Origin of the sequence: Micromonospora sp. NPDC004551 (genome assembly GCF_040609975.1) — a bacterium.
Taxonomy (GTDB): Bacteria; Actinomycetota; Actinomycetes; order Mycobacteriales; family Micromonosporaceae; genus Micromonospora.
Genome location: NZ_JBEXLM010000009.1, coordinates 117,519 through 133,330, shown reverse-complemented (window position 1 = coordinate 133,330; position 15,812 = coordinate 117,519). Strand labels below are relative to the sequence as shown.

The window sequence follows — 15,812 nt, the reverse complement described above, 5'->3', positions numbered from 1 at the left end:
ACCCTAGATCGTCGGGCGCTCGCCGCCGACCCGCTGCCGCGCGGCGGCCTGCCGCCGCAGCTCGTGCCGGGCGAGGGCGTTGCGGTGCACCTCGTCGGGCCCGTCGGCGAACCGCAGCGTGCGGATGCCGGCGTACGCGGCCGCCAGCGGGAAGTCCTGCGACAGCCCGGCGGCGCCGTGCACCTGGATGGCCTTGTCGAGGATCCACTGCACCGTCGCGGGGGTGGCGATCTTGATGGCCTGGATCTCGGTGTGCGCGCCCTTGTTGCCGACCGTGTCCATGAGCCAGGCCGTCTTGAGCACCAGCAGGCGCAGCTGCTCGATGCGCACCCGCGACTCGGCGATCCACTCGCGGATCACGCCCTGCTCGGCCAGCGGCCGGCCGAACGCGACCCGCTGCTCGGCGCGGGCGCACATCAGCTCGATGGCCCGCTCGGCCAGGCCGATCGAGCGCATGCAGTGGTGGATGCGGCCCGGGCCGAGCCGGGCCTGGGCGATGGCGAAGCCGTCGCCCTCGCCGCCGATCAGGTTCTCCACCGGCACGCGGACGTCGTGGAACGCCAGCTCGGCGTGCCCGCCGTGGTCGTGGTCGTCGTAGCCGAACACCGCCGTGCCGCGCACGATCTCCAGGCCGGGGGTGTCCCGCGGGACCAGCACCATGGACTGCTGGCGGTGCCGCTCGGCGTCCGGATCGGTCTTGCCCATGACGATGAAGAGGCGCGCGTTCGGGTTCATGGCGCCGGTGATCCACCACTTCCGGCCGTTGATGACGTAGTGGTCGCCGTCCCGCTCGATCCGGGTGGCGATGTTCGTGGCGTCCGACGAGGCCACGTCGGGCTCCGTCATGGCGAACGACGACCGGATCTCGCCCTCCAGCAGCGGGTCCAGCCACTGCTTGCGCTGCGGCGCCGTGCCGAACATGGCCAGCACCTCCATGTTGCCGGTGTCCGGAGCGGCGCAGTTCACCACGGCGGGCGCCAGGTGGCTCCGGCCGGTGATCTCCGCGAGCGGGGCGTACTGGAGGTTGGTGAGCCCGGCGCCGTGCTCGCCGGGCAGGAAGAGGTTCCACAGCCCCCGCTTCCGGGCCTCGGCGCGCAGCTGCGCGAGCACCGGCACCGAGTCCCACGCCCAGCGGTCGTCGAGCCGGCCGAGCTGCTGGTGGAAGACCGGCTCGGCCGGGTGGATCTGGCGGTCCATGAAGTCCAGGAGGTTGTCGCGCAGCCCCTCGGTCCGCGGGTCCAGGGAGAAGTCCATCAGTGCTCCTTCAGGTAGGTCAGGCCGGCGTCGAGGAGCAGCTCGGTGATCTCGCCGAGCTGGTCGAAGCCGGCACCGACGGTCTGGCCACGCAGGTGGCGGACGTGGATGCCCTCGAGGATCACGGCCAGTTTGAAGGCCGCCAGGCCGAGGTGGAAGCCCAGGGGCGGGAGCGCGCGGCCGCTCGTGGCCGCGTACCGGTCGAGGATCTCGTCCTCGGTCAGGAAGCCGGGCGCGGACGACGCCTCGGCCACCGCCGGTCCGACGAGCCGGCCGAGGCGCTGGTAGAGCACCAGCAGCGCCAGGTCGGTGAGCGGGTCGCCGAGGGTGGCCATCTCCCAGTCGACGACCGCGGCGAGACGGTCGTGCTCGTCGACCAGGACGTTGTCGAGGCGGTAGTCGCCGTGCACGATGCCCGGCGCCGAATCGGCCGGTACGCCAGACGCCAGGCGGGCGTGCAGCTCGTCGGCGGCGGGCAGGTCCCGGCAGTACGACGCGTCGAGCTGCGCGCGCCACCGCCGCACCTGCCGGCCCAGGAACCCCGCGGGCCGGCCGAAGTCGGCCAGCCCCACGGCCGCCGGGTCGACCGCGTGCAGGGCGGCCAGGGTGTCGACCAGCCGGGTCGAGATGGCCCGGGTGCGTTCCGGGCCGAGCGGCGCCAGCTCGGCCGCGTGCCGGTACGCCGTGCCGGTGACCCGCTCCATCACGTAGAACGGCGCCCCCAGCACGCGGTCGTCCGTGCAGAGCGCCCAGGTCGCCGGCACCGGCACGGCGGTGGCGCGCAGCGCCGACATGACCCGGTACTCCCGGGCCATGTCGTGTGCCGTCGACAGCACGTGCCCCAGCGGGGGGCGCCGCAGGATCCAGGCGCTGCGCCCGTCACCGACCTCGTAGGTGAGATTGGACTTCCCGCCGGTGACCAGCCGGGCGGTCGTCAGCCGTCCGGCCCCGGGCACGGCGGCGGCGAACCAGTCGCCGAGCCGGGCCAGGTCGAGGCCCGGCGGGTCCGGCGGGGCGGGGGCGGTCACGGGACCAGGACGCTGACGGTCTCGACCACGCAGGCCGGCTTCGCGGCGCCGGCCACCTCGACGGTCACCTTCGCGGTCAGCTGGTAGCCACCGCCGCCGGGCGCCAGCGACAGCAGCTCCACCCCGGCCCGCACCTCCGAGCCGACGGGGACCGGAGCGGGGAAGCGGAGCTTGTTGGCGCCGTAGTTGACGCCCATGCTCACCCCGTCGACCCGGTAGACCTGCCAGACCAGCATCGGCACCAGCGACAGGGTCAGGTAGCCGTGGGCGATCGTGCCGCCGAACGGGCTGCGCGCCGCCCGTACCGGGTCGACGTGGATCCACTGGTGGTCACCGGTGGCCTCGGCGAAGGCGTCGATCTGCCGCTGCGTGATCCGGTGCCAGCCGGAGTACCCCAGGTGGGTGCCGACCGCCTGCTCCAGCTCCTCGATGCCCTGGAAGACCTTCATCGTCTCTCCCTCCACTCAGGCCCTCGGCCCGCCGGCGACGTACAGCACCTGGCCCGACACGAAGCCGGCGCCGTCGCTGACGAGGAACGAGACGGCGTGCGCGATGTCCTCCGGGGTGCCGGTGCGGGCGACCGGGATCTGCGCCGCGGCGGCCCGCTTGAACTCCTCGAACGGCACGCCGAGCCGGGCCGCGGTGGCGGCGGTCATCTCGGTCTCGATGAACCCCGGCGCGATCGCGTTGGCCGTGACCCCGAACTTCCCGAGTTCGAGGGCGAGGGTCTTCGTGAAGCCCTGGAGCCCCGCCTTCGCCGCCGCGTAGTTGGCCTGGCCGCGGTTGCCCAGGGCGGACGTGCTGGACAGGTTGACGATCCGCCCCCAACCGGCCCCGGTCATGTAGCCCTGCACGGCCCGGGTCATCAGGAAGGAGCCCCGCAGGTGCACGTTCACGACCGCGTCCCAGTCGTCGGCGGTCATCTTGAACACCAGGTTGTCGCGGGTGATGCCGGCGTTGTTGACCAGGATGGTGGGCTCGCCCAGCTCCGTGGCGACCCGGTCCACGGCGGCCCGCACGGCCTGCTCGTCGGCGACGTCGGCGCCGACGGCCAGGGCCCGGCCGCCCGCGGCCCGGATCTCGTCGACGACCGGCTGGCCGGCCGCCCCGTCCAGGTCGACGACGGCCACGGCCACGCCGTCGCGGGCCAGCCGCTTCGCGACGCCGGCCCCGATGCCGCGGGCCGCTCCGGTGACGACGGCGGTGCGGGTGGTGGTCATGGCAGGTCAACTCCTCGCTGGGTACGGACGGGCAGGTGACTGGTCACGGCACGTACACCACCCGGCCGACGGTGGAGCCGTCGGCGAGGCGCTGCACCCCGTCGGCCACCTCGGCGAGCGGCAGGCGCTCGCTGACCAGGGGCCGTACGGCGCCCTGGGCGGCCAGCGCGGTGAGGGCGCGGTGGCACTCGGCGACGGCGGCCGGGTCGTGGCGCTGGTACAGGCCCCAGTGCAGGCCGACGATCGAGTAGTTCTTCACCAGGGCGTGGTTGAGCGCGGCGGACTGGATCCGCCCACCGGCGAAACCGACCACGAGGATGCGGCCCTCGAAGGCCACACACTTCGTGGACCGCTGGTAGGTGTCCCCGCCCACCGGGTCGTAGACGACGTCGGCGCCCCGGCCGCCGGTCTCGGCCTTCACCACCTCGACGAAGTCCTCGGCGCGCCGGTCCACCACCACGTCGGCCCCGAGGGCGCGGGCCACTGCCGCCTTCTCCGGACCACCCACCACGCCGATCACCCGGGCGCCGGCCGCCCGGCCGAGCTGGACAGCCGCGCTGCCGACCCCGCCGGCCGCGGCGTGCACCAGCAGCGTCTCGCCGGCCCGCAGCCCGGCACGCCGGTGCAGGCCGAACCAGCCGGTCTGGTAGCCGATGTAGAGGGCCGCCGCCTCGGCGTCGTCGAGGGCCGCGGGCGCCGGGAACGTGGTCGCCGCGTCCAGCAGAGCGAACTCGGCGAACCCGCCGTACGGCAGCGCCGCGCCGCCGAGCACCCGGTCACCGACGGCGAACCCGTGCACGCCCGCGCCGAGCGCGACGACCTCGCCGCACAGCTCGACCCCCGGGGTGAAGGGCAGGTCCGGCCGGACCTGATACTCGCCGCGGCACATGAGGACGTCGGGGAAGTTGGCCGGACCGGCCAGCACCCGCACCGCGAGCTGCCCGGGGCCGGGCTCCGGGTCGGCCACGTCGACGAGCCGCAGCACGTCGACGGGCTCGCCGAGCGCGGCCACCTGCCATGCCTTCACCGGGCCCCCTCGTCATCGAGCTGCCGCTGGAGCCGGTTCATGCCGTCGAGCCAGCGGTCGGTGCCGGTGGCCCGGTGCCGGTAGTAGTCGGCCACCTGGGGATGCGGCAGGACCAGGAACCGGTCGTCGTGCAGGGCCTGCCACGTCGCCTCGGCCACCTCCTCCGGGGTGAGCGCCCCGTCGCGGCTGATCAGCTCCCGCAGCGGTCCGCTCCGGTCGAGCATCCGGGTCCGTACGCCCTGGGGGCAGATGGCCTGCACCACGACACCCCGGTGCCGGTAGGTGGCCGACAGCCACTCGGCGAAGGCGACGCAGGCGTGCTTGCTGACCGCGTACACCGGATTGCCGAGCGTCGTGAGCAGCCCGGCCGCGGACGCGGTCACCACGAAGCGGCCGGCGCCCCGCTCGACCCAGGCGGGGACGAGCAGTCGCGCGGCGCGGACGTGGGCCATGACGTTCACCTCGTGGCCGGCGGCCCAGTCCGCCTCGCCGGCGTCCAGCCCCCGCCCGCGGTCGACGCCGGCGTTGCCGAACCAGATGTCGATGCCGCCCAGGTGCTCCCGGGCGGTCTCGACCAGCGCGGCGACGCCTTGCTCGCCGGCGGCGTCGCCGGGAGCCGCGATGCCGCCGATCGCCTCGGCCACCCACCGGGCCGCCTCGGCGTCGAGGTCGTTGACCACCACCCGCGCGCCCCCGGCGGCGAGCCGGGTGGCCAGCGCGCGGCCGATGCCGTGCCCGGCGCCGGTGACGACGACGCCCCGGTCCCGCACCGGCATCAGACACCCCCGGTCAGGGTGAGGCCGCCGTCGACGACGAGCAGCTGGCCGGTGATCCAGGCGGCGTCCTCGGAAAGCAGGAACGCGACGGCGCCGCCGACGTCCGTGGGTACCCCGAGCCGCCGGAGCGGGTACGCGGCCGCGACCTGCTCCTCGCGGCCCTCGTAGAGGGCGGTGGCGAACCTCGTCTTCACCACGGCCGGAGCGACCGCGTTCACCCGGACGTCCGGGCCCAGTTCGACGGCGAGCTGCCGGGTGAGGTGGGTGAGCATGGCCTTGCTGGCGCCGTAGAAGCCGATGCCGGACGCCGGCCGGACGCCGGCCACCGAGGAGACGTTGACGACCGCGCCCCCGTGCACGCCCATCCAGGTTCGGTGGACCTGCTGCACCCAGGACAGCGCGGCGAGGCAGTTGACCTCGAAGACCTTGCGGGCCGCGGCGAGGTCCAGCTCGACCAGCGGCCCGTACGCCGGGTTGATGCCGGTGTTGTTGACCAGGAGGTCCGCGCCGCCGAAGGTCTCGACCGCCCGGCTCACCACCTCGGCCTGGTGGTCGGGGTCGTCGGCGTGGCCGGCGACGCCGACGGCGTGCCCGGCGCCCAGCTTGGCCACCGCCTGGTCCAGCGCCTCCTGCTTCCGTCCCGTGATCACCACCCGGGCGCCCTCCGTGACCAGCCGCTCGGCGACGGCCAGGCCGATGCCGCGGCTGGCGCCGGTGACGATCGCCGTGCGGCCGGCGAATCTGGTCGACGGGGCCTCCGACACGGCCACCTCCTCCGAACTTACTAAGCGCTTGCTTAGGATGTGTCTGAGGGAGTGTGCGACAGCCCGGTGGGCGTCGTCAACAGGTCCACCGGGCCGGTTGTGGTATCAATGCCGGCCGAGGGTCAGGAGGGGAGAATGGACGTGGTGGCCGACAGTGCCGAGCAGTCCCGCGCCGACTCGACGCGCGCCCGGCTGCTCGACGCGGCCGTCGCCGCGTTCGCCGAGCGCGGCTTCCACGGCACGACGACCCGCGACATCGCGGCCGCGGCCGGGCTGAGCCCCGCCGCGCTCTACGTGCACCACCGGTCCAAGGAGGAACTGCTCTACCTGATCTCGCGGTCGGGGCACGAGCACGTGCTGGCGCTGGTGCGGGAGGCGGTCGCGTCGTCCGCCGACCCGGCCACGGCGCTGCGGCGGGTGGTCCACGACTTCGTCGTCACCCACGCGCGCGACCACACCACCACCCGGGTGGTGAACTACGAGCTGGCCGCGCTCAGCCCCGCGCACCTGGCCGAGATCCGCGAGATCCGCCACCAGATCGAGCAGGCGATCCGGCAGCTCGTGGAGGCCGGGGTCCGCGTCGGCGTGTTCGAGACCCCCGACCCCCGGATGGCGGCCGCCGCCCTGCTGTCCCTCGGTGTCGACGTGGGCCGGTGGTACCGGGACGGCGGCGACCTGGTCCCCGAGTACATCGCCGCCCGCTACGCCGAGATGGCGCTGCGGATCGTCGGGGCCGGGTCACCAGACGCAGGACCGGGGTAGGAAGGCCCAGGCGATGCCCGCGGCGAAGCGGTTACCGCGCCACTTGGCCATGATCCACTGGCGGTCCTTGGTGACGTAGCGGATGTCGATCTGCGCGCCGGCGGGAGCCGTGCCGAGCGGGTGGACGGGGACGGCCGGCCCCGACCCGTACGCGGCGGCGGCCCCGATGTTGCCGTACGCGCTGCAGGTCGTGCGGGCGGTGGTGGCCTTGAGCCCGCCGCCCTTGTTCTCGCTCCACACACCGTAGGGACTGCACAGTGGATCGACGGCGGTGGCGGTGCAGAAGACCTGCTCGGAATGCCACCAGCGCAGTTGGTCCGGGGAGCCGTCGGCGTTGCTGGAGCCGACGACGTTGGGGCCGCCGGCGCAGCTCGACGACATGAATCCGGTGCGCTCGATGGCGAACTTACGGGTGCCGTAGGCGTAGGCGCACCCGTCGAAGCTGCCTCCGGCGTAGCCCCAGGGCCAGCGCGTGATGCCCTCGGTGTTGCCGGCGCTGGCGTCGCCGGTGTCCCGGATGTCCATGTGGTCGAAGCTGGACTTGACGACGCCGTCGGCGAAGACGAAGTCACGGGCGAAGAGATAGCCGACCATCGGCCCGTTGGCCTTGTAACTCAGCAGCACCCAGCCCGGTCCCATGCCGGTCTGCGCCCAGGAGTCCTCGGCCGCCGTCTGCACCCGGTTGACGCCGTATCCCCAGGCGGCAGCGGGGGACGGGGCGGTCAGGGCGGTCACCGCCAGAACGGCGGCCAGCGCCGTCGCGAACCGGGTCACGCCACGCCAGCGAGCCATCCGCCGCTCCTCAGCTCAGATTCTGGCGAGAACCTACATCGTTGTAGGTCGATCTGACAATGTTCTTCGACGGATCCGGTCAGCCCACCTTGGGCACGGCGCGGGCGATGATCGCGGCGAAGTCGACGCCGCTCGGCAGGGTGCCGAACGCCTGGCCGTGGTCGCGGCCGAGGCGGGAGGCGCAGAAGGCGTCGGCGACGGCCGGGTGGCCGTGCCGCACCAGCAGCGCGCCCTGGAGCACCAGGGCGAGCCGCTCGACGACCCGGCGGGCCCGCAGTTCGAGGTCGTCGTGGTCGGCCAGGTCGGCCTGCACCTGGCGTACCGCGGCGTCGAGCCGCGGGTCCGCGCCGCCGGCGGCGGCCACTTCGGCCCGGAACGCCTCCACGACCTGGGGTTCCCGGGCGACCGCGCGCAGCACGTCCAGCGCCGCGACGTTGCCCGAGCCCTCCCAGATCGAGTTGAGCGGTGACTCGCGGAACAGCCGGGGCATGCCCGACTCCTCGACGTAGCCGTTGCCGCCCAGGCATTCGAGGGCCTCGGCGGAGTGTGCCGGCCAGCGCTTGCACACCCAGTACTTACCGACGGCCAGGGCGAGCCGCTTGAACGCCGTCTCGCCCGCGTCGCCGCGCGCGGACCGGTCGGTCGCCCCGGCGAGGCGCATCATGAGGACGGTGGCGGCCTCGGACTCGACCGCGAGGTCGGCGAGCACGTTGCGCATCAGTGGCTGGTCGACGAGGTAGCGGCCGAAGGTGCGCCGGTGGGTGGCGTGGTGGGCGGCCGTGATCAGGCCCTGCCGCATCCCGGCCGCCGCCCCGATGACGCAGTCGAGGCGGGTCAGGTTGACCATGTCGATGATGGTGCGCACACCCCGGCCCTCGTCGCCGACGCGCCAGGCCACGGCGTGCTCGTACTCGATCTCGGCGGAGGCGTTGGACCGGTTGCCGAGCTTGTCCTTGAGGCGCATCAGCCGCAGGGGGTTGCGGGCGCCGTCCGGCAGGACGCGCGGGACGAGGAAGCAGGTGAGCCCGCCGGGTGCCTGGGCGAGGGTGAGGAACACGTCGCACATCGGCGCCGAGGTGAACCACTTGTGCCCGACGAGCCGGTAGGTGCCGTCCGGGTCGGGGTGCGCCACCGTGGTGTTGGCCCGCACGTCCGACCCGCCCTGCTTCTCCGTCATCGACATGCCGGCCAGCAGCCCGTGCTTGGTCAGCGGAGCGCGCAGGCCGAAGTCGTACGCCGTCGCGGTGAGCAACGGCTCGTACCGCGCGGCCAGGTCCGGGGCGTGCCGCAGCGCCGGAACGGCCGCGTAGGTCATCGAGATCGGGCAGCCGTGCCCGGCGTCGGGTCGCCACACGTAGAACTTGGCCGCCCGGGCCACGTGGGCGCCCGCCCGGCCGTCCGCCCACGGCGCGGCGTGCAGGCCGTGGGCGACCGCGGTGCGCATGAGCTCGTGCCAGGACGGGTGGAACTCCACCTCGTCGATCCGGTTGCCGTAGCGGTCGTGGGTGCGCAGGACCGGCGGGTGCTCGTTCGCCAGCCGCCCGTGCTCGATCGCCGGCGCGGCGCCGCCGAGCCGGCCGAGCTCGCGTACCTCGGCCGTGGCCCAGCCGGCGCCCTCCCGCTCCAGCCCGTCGAGCAGCGCGGGGTCGTCCGCCGCGTCGTGGCCGGCCAGCGGGGGAACCTGATTGAACACCTCGTGTGTGGTCACGGCGATACTCCCAGCGCGCGGTGGATGAACCGGATGAGGTCGGGAATGGTGCCCGGGCCGGCGACACCCGCGGCCAGCGGGCCGACCATGGCCTCGGCCAGGGCGCCGACCAGCGCGGTCGCGGTCAGGTCGGGGTCCTGCGCGGGCAGTTCGCCGCTCGCCACCCCCGCGGCGACGTGACCGGCGATCAGGTCGGCGTAGGCGCGGCGGAAGGTGAGCCGCTCGGCGTCGACCGCCGGGTCGACCGGCTCGGCGAGCAGCGCGTACGCCAGCCGGGGGGACTGCAGGGCGCGGCCGGCGAACGTCTCGACGACGGCCGACATCTGCGCGGCGGCGGTGGCCCGCTGCGCCGCGGCGCGCGCCACGGCGTCCACCTCGCGCTGCGACGCGGTGCGGAACACCTCGGCGAAGAGGTCGGCCTTGGTGGGGAAGTGGCGGTAGACGGTGCCCGTTGCGACGCCGGCCCGCTCGGCGACGGCCGCGACCGAGCAGCCCGCGTAGCCGTGGCCGGCCATGATCTCCAGCGCGGCCGCGATGATCCGCCCGCGCGAGGCGCTCAGGCGGGCCTTCACCCGCTCGGTGCTCCGGTACGCCACGCAAGAAGTGAACCACCATTCAATCCTTGGTCGCAAGGTCCGTCCGGTTGCGTGCCGGAGTGCCGGGTTCACTCGGCGGAATCGGTCACAGCTTGGGTGCGGGCGCCCGACGTGATCTTGGTGAGCCCCCGCCGATCGGGTAGCGTCCCCTGGCACATCGTCTTTGCACCAGCCCTGGTCGGCTGTCATGCCAGGGTCGAACGGAGGGACACCGCCCGTGACTTTCCAGAGCGCAGTCCGCAGGGCTGGCATCGTCGTGGCCATCGCCGCCCTCGCGGCGAGCGCGGGATGCGCCAAGAAGGAGGACGGCGAGACCCAGGCGAGCGGGGTCAAGCTCGTCGAGAAGGGCAAGCTCACCGTCTGCACCCACCTGCCGTACGCACCGTTCCAGTCCAAGGACACGAGCGGCAAGGTCGTCGGGTTCGACGTCGACGTGATGGACCTGGTCGCCAAGGAACTCGGCGTCGAGCAGACGATCGTCGACACGCCGTTCGAGGGGATCAAGTCCGGTCAGGACCTGAACACCGGCAAGTGCGACGCGGCCGCCGCCGGCATGACCATCACCGAGGAACGGCAGAAGGTCATGAACTTCTCCGACCCGTACTTCGACGCGACCCAGGCGCTGCTCGTCAAGACCGGCAAGCCGTACAAGTCGCTCGACGACCTGCGGGGCAAGAAGGTCGGCGTCCAGGCCGCGACCACCGGCCGCGACTACGCCAAGAAGCTCGCCGACGAGAAGGGCCTCCAGCTCGTCGAGTTCGAGGATCTCGCCGCCGAGCAGCAGGCTCTCGCCAACGGCCAGGTCGAGGCCGCTGTCAACGACCTGCCGGTCTGGACCGAGTACATCAAGGAGCACCAGGGCGGGTTCGAGGTGACCGCCGAGTTCGACACCGGTGAGCAGTACGGCTTCTCGGTGAAGAAGGACGGCAACCCCGAGCTGCTCAAGAAGATCAACGAGGTGCTCGCCAAGGCGAAGCAGGACGGCACCTACGACACGATCTACGAGAAGTGGATCGGCAAGAAGCCGAGCGCCTGAGCCACCCACCCGGGCCGGAGGGCGCGCCCCGGCGCGCCCTCCGGCCCGGCACCCCTCCGCACCTTCCCAAGGAGCGCCGAACGTGAAGCTGCGACGCCGCCAGCGAGAGCGGCTGTCCCTCTGGCTCCAGTACCTGGCCTTCGTGGCCGTCATCGCCGTGGTGATCCTCGCGGCGGACTGGGGCCGCCTGCGGGACGCGTTCTTCCGCGTCGACATCATCGAGTCGATGTTCCCGACGATCATCACGGTCGCGCTGCGCAACACGATCCTCTACACCCTGGGCGCGTTCGCCTTCGGCCTGGTCTTCGGCACCATCCTGGCGCTGATGCGGCTGTCCCGGGTGGCGCCGTACCGGTGGGTCGCCACGGCGTACATCGAGCTGTTCCGGGGCCTGCCCGCGCTGCTGGTGCTGTTCCTCGTCGGCTACGGCATCCCCATCGCCTTCCCCGAGCGGGAGATCCCCGGCGGCGTGTTCGGGTCGATCACCATCGGTCTCGGGCTGACCGCCGCGGCGTACATGGCCGAGACCATCCGGGCCGGCATCCAGGCCGTGCCGAAGGGTCAGATGGAGGCGGCGCGCACCCTCGGCATGTCGCACTTCACCGCGATGCGCACGATCGTCATCCCGCAGGCGTTCCGGATCGTGATCCCGCCGCTGACCAACGAGCTGATCCTGCTCACCAAGGACTCCTCGCTCGCCTACGTGCTCGGCGTGACGGCGCAGACCATCGAGGTCACCAAGTTCGGCCGGGACACGCTCAACGACCGGGTGAACGCCACGCCGTTGCTGGTGGCCGGGCTCACCTACCTGGTGATCACCCTGCCGCTGTCCCAGGTGGTGCGCCGCCTCGAACTCCGCTACGCCAAGGCCCGGTGAACCCATGACGACCAGCCCGTCCCAGCCCGCCGTCGAGATTCGCGACCTGCACAAGTCCTTCGGGGCGCTCGAGGTGCTCAAGGGCATCGACTTCGAGGTCGGCCACGGCGAGGTGGTCTGCGTCATCGGCCCGTCCGGCTCCGGCAAGTCGACGCTGCTGCGGTGCGTCAACCTGCTGGAGGAGCCGACGGCCGGCCGGATCTGGGTGAACGGCACCGAGATGACCGACCCGGACGTCGAGATCGACGCCGTACGCCGCGGCATCGGCATGGTCTTCCAGTCGTTCAACCTCTTCCCGCACCTGACCGTGCTGGACAACCTCACCATCGCCCAGCGCCGGGTGCTGCGGCGCGGCCGCGCCGAGGCGGAGCGGGTCGCGCGGGCCAACCTGGACCGGGTCGGCCTGAGCGACAAGGCCGGCGCGTTCCCGGCCCAGCTCTCCGGCGGGCAGCAGCAGCGGGTCGCCATCGCCCGGTCACTGTCGATGGACCCCCAGCTGATGCTCTTCGACGAGCCGACCTCCGCGCTCGACCCCGAGCTGGTCGGCGACGTCCTCACCGTCATGCGCACGCTGGCCGAGGACGGCATGACCATGATGGTGGTGACCCACGAGATGGCGTTCGCCCGGGACGTCGCCGACCGGGTGGTGTTCATGGACGGTGGCGTGGTGGTCGAGCAGGGGCCGCCGGAGGAGGTGCTGGGCGCGCCCCGGCACGAGCGGACCCGCTCGTTCCTCTCCCGCGTCCTCGACCCGACGCACGTCGCGCAGCTCGGGCGGCCCGACGAGACCGCCGGGTGATGTCGTACCCGTGGCTAGGCTCGACGGCATGGCAGATCCGTTCCGGGTGCGCGTCACCGTCCGCGGCTACGAACTCGACACCCAGGGCCACCTGAACCAGGCCGTCTACCTCCAGTACGGCGAGCACGCCCGGTGGGAGTGCCTGCGCGCCGCCGGCATCCCCCAGGACCGGCTCCTCGCCGGCGGGGTGGGCCCGGTCGCCCTGGAGGTCACCCTGCGCTACCTGCGGGAGCTGCGCGGCGGCGACGAGGTGGACGTGTCCTGCGAGTTCCGCTGGGGCGACGGGAAGACCTTCCAGATCGTGCAGGACCTCACCCGCCCGGACGGCACCCCGGTCGCCACCATCACGGGCGTGGGCGGCCTGCTCGACCTGGCCTCCCGGCGGCTGGTGCCCGACCCGCGCGAGCGGTTCCGGCAGCTCGCCACCGACCCCGCGCCGATGGACCTCTGAGCCGTCAACGCCCGGCGCGCAGGTAGGCGAGCACGGCCAGCACCCGGCGGTTGGTGTCCTCGGCGGGCGGCAGGTCGAGCTTGGTGAGGATGTTCCCCACGTGCTTGCCGACCGCCGCCTCGGTGACGTGCAGCCGCGCCGCGATCGCCCCGTTGGAGTGGCCCTCGGCGACCAGCGCGAGCACCTCCCGCTCCCGGGGCGACAGGGCGGCCAGGGGATCCCGTGGCCGGCGCAGCAGGTGCCGCACCACGTCGGGGTCGACCGCGGTGCCGCCGGCCGCCACCCGGTGCAAGGTGTCGGCGAACTCGGCGACGTCGGCCACCCGGTCCTTGAGCAGGTAGCCCACCCGCCGGCCGTCGCCGCTGTCGAGCAGCGCGGCCGCGTACCCGCTCTGCACGTGCTGGCTGAGCACCACCACGGCCAGGTCCGGCCGTTCCGCGCGCAGGGTGACCGCCGCGCGGAGCCCGTCGTCCCGGTGGTCCGGCGGCATACGGATGTCGGTGACCAGCAGCTCCGGCCGGTGGGTGCGGACCGCGTCGAGCAGGTCGGGCGCCGTGCCGACGGCGGCGACAACGGTGAAGCCGAACCGGGTCAGCAGGCCGGCGAGGCCCTCCCGCAGGAGGACCTCGTCCTCGGCGAGCACGACCCGGGTCACGGGCGGCACGGCACCTCCACCCGGACGAGGGTAGGGCCACCGGGCGGGCTGGCGAGCAGCAACCGCCCGTCCACGGCGGCCACCCGGTCGGCGAGACCGGTCAACCCCGTGCCCCGGGCCGGGTCGGCGCCGCCCCGGCCGTCGTCCTCCACCTCCACGACCAGGCGGCGGTCGGCGCGGGTGAGCCGCACCTCGGCGCGGCTCGCGGCGGCGTGCCGGGCGACGTTGCCCAACGCCTCGGAGACCACGTACCAGGCGGTGGTCTCGACCAGCTCCGGCACCGGCCCGCTGAGGTCGGCCCGCACGGTGACCGGGACGGTGGCCCGGTCGGCCAGCTCGCGGACGGCGCCGGCCAGGCCGAGCTCGGTGAGCTGCTGCGGACGGATGCCCTGCACGATCCGCCGGAGCGTCACCATCAGCTCCTTGGCCTGCTCATGGGCGGCGGCCAGGGGCATCGCTGCAGGGGAGTCCTCGGGCACGTCGAGCCGGGCCAGCCCCAGCTGGAGGGTGAGGCTGGTCAGCCGCGGCTGCGCCCCGTCGTGCACGTCCCGCTCGATCCGGCGGCGTTCCGCCTCGTACGCGCCGACCAGCCGGGCCCGGGAACGGGTGACCTCGCGCAGCGCCGGCCCGTCGGGCGGGACGCCCAGCAGCCGGCGGGCCACCGCGGCCTGGGCCGCCACGAGCAGGCCGCCCAGGTAGCCCAGTCCCGGCACGGCCAGCAGCGCCGCGACGGCGTACGGGACCGCCGCGCCCGGGGTGTCCACGGTGGTCCAGACCAGCACGATCCGGTCCGTCCCGCCGGCCAGCCACGGGCCGGCGAGCAGGACGACGTCGAGCAGGGCGAGCAGGGCGAACATCCCGTACGCCAGCGGCACGACCCCGCCCAGCCAGGCCGCGTACGCCACCTCCCGCCACGCGGCCGGGCTGGCGTACCGCGCGGCCGGCCCGCGCAGCCGCGGCCCGGCCACCGGGCGCCCGTCGACCACGCCGAGCCGCCACCGCTCGACGGCGGCCAGCGGGGCGCTCACGAGCGGCGCGACGGCCACCACGGCCAGGGCGGCGACGGTGAGCAGGACGACGAGGGGGAGGGCCACGGGACGGCCCCGCTGGGCCGCCGTCACCACCGCGAGCAGCGGCGCCCCGGCCACGAACAGCCCGGCCGCGAGGACCCCGGCCAGCGGCACGGTGGTGACGGCGTACGCCAGCGCGCGCCAGGGCCACGCGGAGATCAGGTAGCGGCGCCGGCGCAGGGCCTCCGCCAGGTGCCGGGGTTCGTCCAAGGTCATGTCGTCACGCTAGCCAGGCGGTGTTCGCCCAGCCCAGCCGTCTGGACCCACTTCCCGGGTATGCCTGGCCCTACCTTCTTCCGGCCGCCAGGCCCCGTGCGCCGGCCCGCCCCTGCGCGCTGGACTGGACCCCATGGATCGTGACCGTCTCGGCGCCACCTGCTGGCTGCTCGCCACACCCCTGTTCCTGGCCGCGAACGTGGTCGTCGGGCTCGCCTGGCGGCAACCGCCGTTCAGCTGGGCCACCAACAACATCAGCGACCTCGGCAACGTGACCTGCGGCCTGTGGGACAGCACCCGGCCCCGCCCGGTCTGCTCGCCCTGGCACGCCGGGATGAACGGCGCGATGACCGCCACGGCGGTCCTGCTCGCGCTCGGGGTGCTGCTCACCTGGCCGGCGCTCGGCCGCGGCGCCGCCGCCACCGTCGCGCGGCTGTTCACGCTCGCCGCCGCCGCCGGGTACGCGCTGGCCGCCGCTGCTCCGGCCGACGTGGACGAGAACCGGCACTTCCTGGCCGCGCTGCTGATCTTCGTGCTCGGCAACGCCGGGATGGTGGCGGCCGCGGCGGCCCGGCGGTCGCCGGTGCTGGGCGGGATGCGGGGGGCCAGCCTGGTCCTCGGTGCGACCGGGGTGGCCGGCGTGGCGCTCTTCCTCGCCCAGGTCGACGTGGGCATCGGGGTCGGGGGGATGGAGCGGGTCGCGGTGTTCCCGATGCTGGTGTGGACGGTGCTGGCCGGCGTGCGGGTGCTGCGGACCGGGCGGGATCGACGCCTATCCTGA

18 protein-coding genes are annotated in these 15,812 nt (G+C 73.7%); 6 read left to right on the top strand and 12 right to left on the bottom strand.

The features are described from left to right. Positions 1 to 3: 3 nt before the first annotated feature. From ABZW14_RS13855 to ABZW14_RS13825, 7 genes are read right to left on the bottom strand one after another with little or no spacing between them, the layout of a single operon-like run. Complete coding sequence (locus ABZW14_RS13855; protein WP_355344931.1) at positions 4 to 1,254, bottom strand: acyl-CoA dehydrogenase family protein; 1,251 nt, start codon at positions 1,252 to 1,254, stop codon at positions 4 to 6. Further along, complete coding sequence (locus ABZW14_RS13850; RefSeq protein WP_355344928.1) at positions 1,254 to 2,282, bottom strand: phosphotransferase family protein; 1,029 nt, start codon at positions 2,280 to 2,282, stop codon at positions 1,254 to 1,256. Before ABZW14_RS13850 ends, ABZW14_RS13855 begins: the two co-directional genes overlap by 1 nt. Then, a complete protein-coding gene (locus ABZW14_RS13845; protein ID WP_355344925.1) occupies positions 2,279 to 2,731 on the bottom strand; it encodes a MaoC family dehydratase in 453 nt (150 codons plus the stop codon). Before ABZW14_RS13845 ends, ABZW14_RS13850 begins: the two co-directional genes overlap by 4 nt. A gap of 15 nt (positions 2,732 to 2,746) precedes the next feature. Further along, positions 2,747 to 3,502: a 3-oxoacyl-ACP reductase FabG gene (fabG, locus tag ABZW14_RS13840; protein ID WP_355344922.1), complete on the bottom strand. Its 756-nt coding sequence runs from the start codon at positions 3,500 to 3,502 to the stop codon at positions 2,747 to 2,749. 43 nt (positions 3,503 to 3,545) lie between these two features. Continuing rightward, complete coding sequence (locus tag ABZW14_RS13835) at positions 3,546 to 4,529, bottom strand: NADPH:quinone oxidoreductase family protein (RefSeq protein WP_355344919.1); 984 nt, start codon at positions 4,527 to 4,529, stop codon at positions 3,546 to 3,548. Continuing rightward, positions 4,526 to 5,305, bottom strand: a complete 780-nt coding sequence (locus tag ABZW14_RS13830) for an SDR family oxidoreductase (protein WP_355344916.1) — start codon at positions 5,303 to 5,305, stop codon at positions 4,526 to 4,528. Before ABZW14_RS13830 ends, ABZW14_RS13835 begins: the two co-directional genes overlap by 4 nt. Beyond that, complete coding sequence (locus tag ABZW14_RS13825) at positions 5,305 to 6,069, bottom strand: SDR family oxidoreductase (RefSeq protein ID WP_355344913.1); 765 nt, start codon at positions 6,067 to 6,069, stop codon at positions 5,305 to 5,307. Before ABZW14_RS13825 ends, ABZW14_RS13830 begins: the two co-directional genes overlap by 1 nt. Positions 6,070 to 6,204: 135 nt before the next feature. On the opposite strand from ABZW14_RS13825, the gene ABZW14_RS13820 reads away from it, so the two are divergent. After that, entirely contained in the window at positions 6,205 to 6,831 is a 627-nt protein-coding gene (locus ABZW14_RS13820; protein ID WP_355344910.1) for a TetR/AcrR family transcriptional regulator, read from the top strand. On the opposite strand, the gene ABZW14_RS13815 is transcribed toward ABZW14_RS13820, so the two are convergent. The 3 genes from ABZW14_RS13815 to ABZW14_RS13805 all read right to left on the bottom strand — a co-directional run bounded on the left by ABZW14_RS13815 (position 6,808) and on the right by ABZW14_RS13805 (position 9,927). Then, the gene (locus ABZW14_RS13815) at positions 6,808 to 7,623 is read right to left on the bottom strand and encodes a hypothetical protein (RefSeq protein WP_355344907.1); all 816 of its coding nucleotides are present in this window, start codon (positions 7,621 to 7,623) and stop codon (positions 6,808 to 6,810) included. The two genes, ABZW14_RS13820 and ABZW14_RS13815, sit on opposite strands and share 24 nt — an antisense overlap. A gap of 79 nt (positions 7,624 to 7,702) precedes the next feature. Beyond that, entirely contained in the window at positions 7,703 to 9,331 is a 1,629-nt protein-coding gene (locus ABZW14_RS13810; protein ID WP_355344904.1) for an acyl-CoA dehydrogenase family protein, read from the bottom strand. Then, a complete protein-coding gene (locus ABZW14_RS13805) occupies positions 9,328 to 9,927 on the bottom strand; it encodes a TetR/AcrR family transcriptional regulator (protein WP_355344901.1) in 600 nt (199 codons plus the stop codon). Before ABZW14_RS13805 ends, ABZW14_RS13810 begins: the two co-directional genes overlap by 4 nt. Before the next feature lie 217 nt (positions 9,928 to 10,144). Here ABZW14_RS13805 and ABZW14_RS13800 point away from each other — a divergent pair, with 217 nt between their 5' ends. From ABZW14_RS13800 to ABZW14_RS13785, 4 genes are all read left to right on the top strand, one after another. Then, on the top strand, positions 10,145 to 10,963 hold the full coding sequence (locus tag ABZW14_RS13800) for a basic amino acid ABC transporter substrate-binding protein (RefSeq protein ID WP_355344898.1): 819 nt from the start codon (positions 10,145 to 10,147) through the stop codon (positions 10,961 to 10,963). An 82-nt stretch (positions 10,964 to 11,045) separates the two neighbouring features. Further along, on the top strand, positions 11,046 to 11,840 hold the full coding sequence (locus tag ABZW14_RS13795; protein ID WP_355344895.1) for an amino acid ABC transporter permease: 795 nt from the start codon (positions 11,046 to 11,048) through the stop codon (positions 11,838 to 11,840). Between the two features lie 4 nt (positions 11,841 to 11,844). After that, on the top strand, positions 11,845 to 12,639 hold the full coding sequence (locus ABZW14_RS13790; RefSeq protein WP_355344891.1) for an amino acid ABC transporter ATP-binding protein: 795 nt from the start codon (positions 11,845 to 11,847) through the stop codon (positions 12,637 to 12,639). A gap of 28 nt (positions 12,640 to 12,667) precedes the next feature. Beyond that, positions 12,668 to 13,090 (top strand): acyl-CoA thioesterase, encoded by a 423-nt coding sequence (locus ABZW14_RS13785; RefSeq protein ID WP_355344888.1) that lies wholly within the window; start codon positions 12,668 to 12,670, stop codon positions 13,088 to 13,090. 4 nt (positions 13,091 to 13,094) lie between these two features. Here ABZW14_RS13785 and ABZW14_RS13780 read toward each other — a convergent pair whose 3' ends face one another. Then, positions 13,095 to 13,754, bottom strand: coding sequence for a response regulator transcription factor (locus ABZW14_RS13780; RefSeq protein ID WP_355344885.1), 660 nt, complete (start codon positions 13,752 to 13,754; stop codon positions 13,095 to 13,097). Beyond that, positions 13,742 to 15,031 (bottom strand): histidine kinase, encoded by a 1,290-nt coding sequence (locus ABZW14_RS13775; RefSeq protein WP_355344882.1) that lies wholly within the window; start codon positions 15,029 to 15,031, stop codon positions 13,742 to 13,744. Before ABZW14_RS13775 ends, ABZW14_RS13780 begins: the two co-directional genes overlap by 13 nt. Before the next feature lie 133 nt (positions 15,032 to 15,164). Here ABZW14_RS13775 and ABZW14_RS13770 point away from each other — a divergent pair, with 133 nt between their 5' ends. Next, on the top strand, positions 15,165 to 15,812 hold the full coding sequence (locus tag ABZW14_RS13770) for a DUF998 domain-containing protein (protein ID WP_355344879.1): 648 nt from the start codon (positions 15,165 to 15,167) through the stop codon (positions 15,810 to 15,812).

What these genes read in the sequence shown, in the direction of transcription:
- ABZW14_RS13855 (WP_355344931.1), bottom strand. Translation starts at nt 1,254, where the DNA reads ATGGACTTCTCCCTGGACCCGCGGACCGAGGGGCTGCGCGACAACCTC.
- ABZW14_RS13845 (WP_355344925.1), bottom strand. Translation starts at nt 2,731, where the DNA reads ATGAAGGTCTTCCAGGGCATCGAGGAGCTGGAGCAGGCGGTCGGCACC.
- fabG (WP_355344922.1), bottom strand. Translation starts at nt 3,502, where the DNA reads ATGACCACCACCCGCACCGCCGTCGTCACCGGAGCGGCCCGCGGCATC.
- ABZW14_RS13830 (WP_355344916.1), bottom strand. Translation starts at nt 5,305, where the DNA reads ATGCCGGTGCGGGACCGGGGCGTCGTCGTCACCGGCGCCGGGCACGGC.
- ABZW14_RS13820 (WP_355344910.1), top strand. Translation starts at nt 6,205, where the DNA reads ATGGACGTGGTGGCCGACAGTGCCGAGCAGTCCCGCGCCGACTCGACG.
- ABZW14_RS13815 (WP_355344907.1), bottom strand. Translation starts at nt 7,623, where the DNA reads ATGGCTCGCTGGCGTGGCGTGACCCGGTTCGCGACGGCGCTGGCCGCC.
- ABZW14_RS13790 (WP_355344891.1), top strand. Translation starts at nt 11,845, where the DNA reads ATGACGACCAGCCCGTCCCAGCCCGCCGTCGAGATTCGCGACCTGCAC.
- ABZW14_RS13785 (WP_355344888.1), top strand. Translation starts at nt 12,668, where the DNA reads ATGGCAGATCCGTTCCGGGTGCGCGTCACCGTCCGCGGCTACGAACTC.
- ABZW14_RS13775 (WP_355344882.1), bottom strand. Translation starts at nt 15,031, where the DNA reads ATGACCTTGGACGAACCCCGGCACCTGGCGGAGGCCCTGCGCCGGCGC.
- ABZW14_RS13770 (WP_355344879.1), top strand. Translation starts at nt 15,165, where the DNA reads ATGGATCGTGACCGTCTCGGCGCCACCTGCTGGCTGCTCGCCACACCC.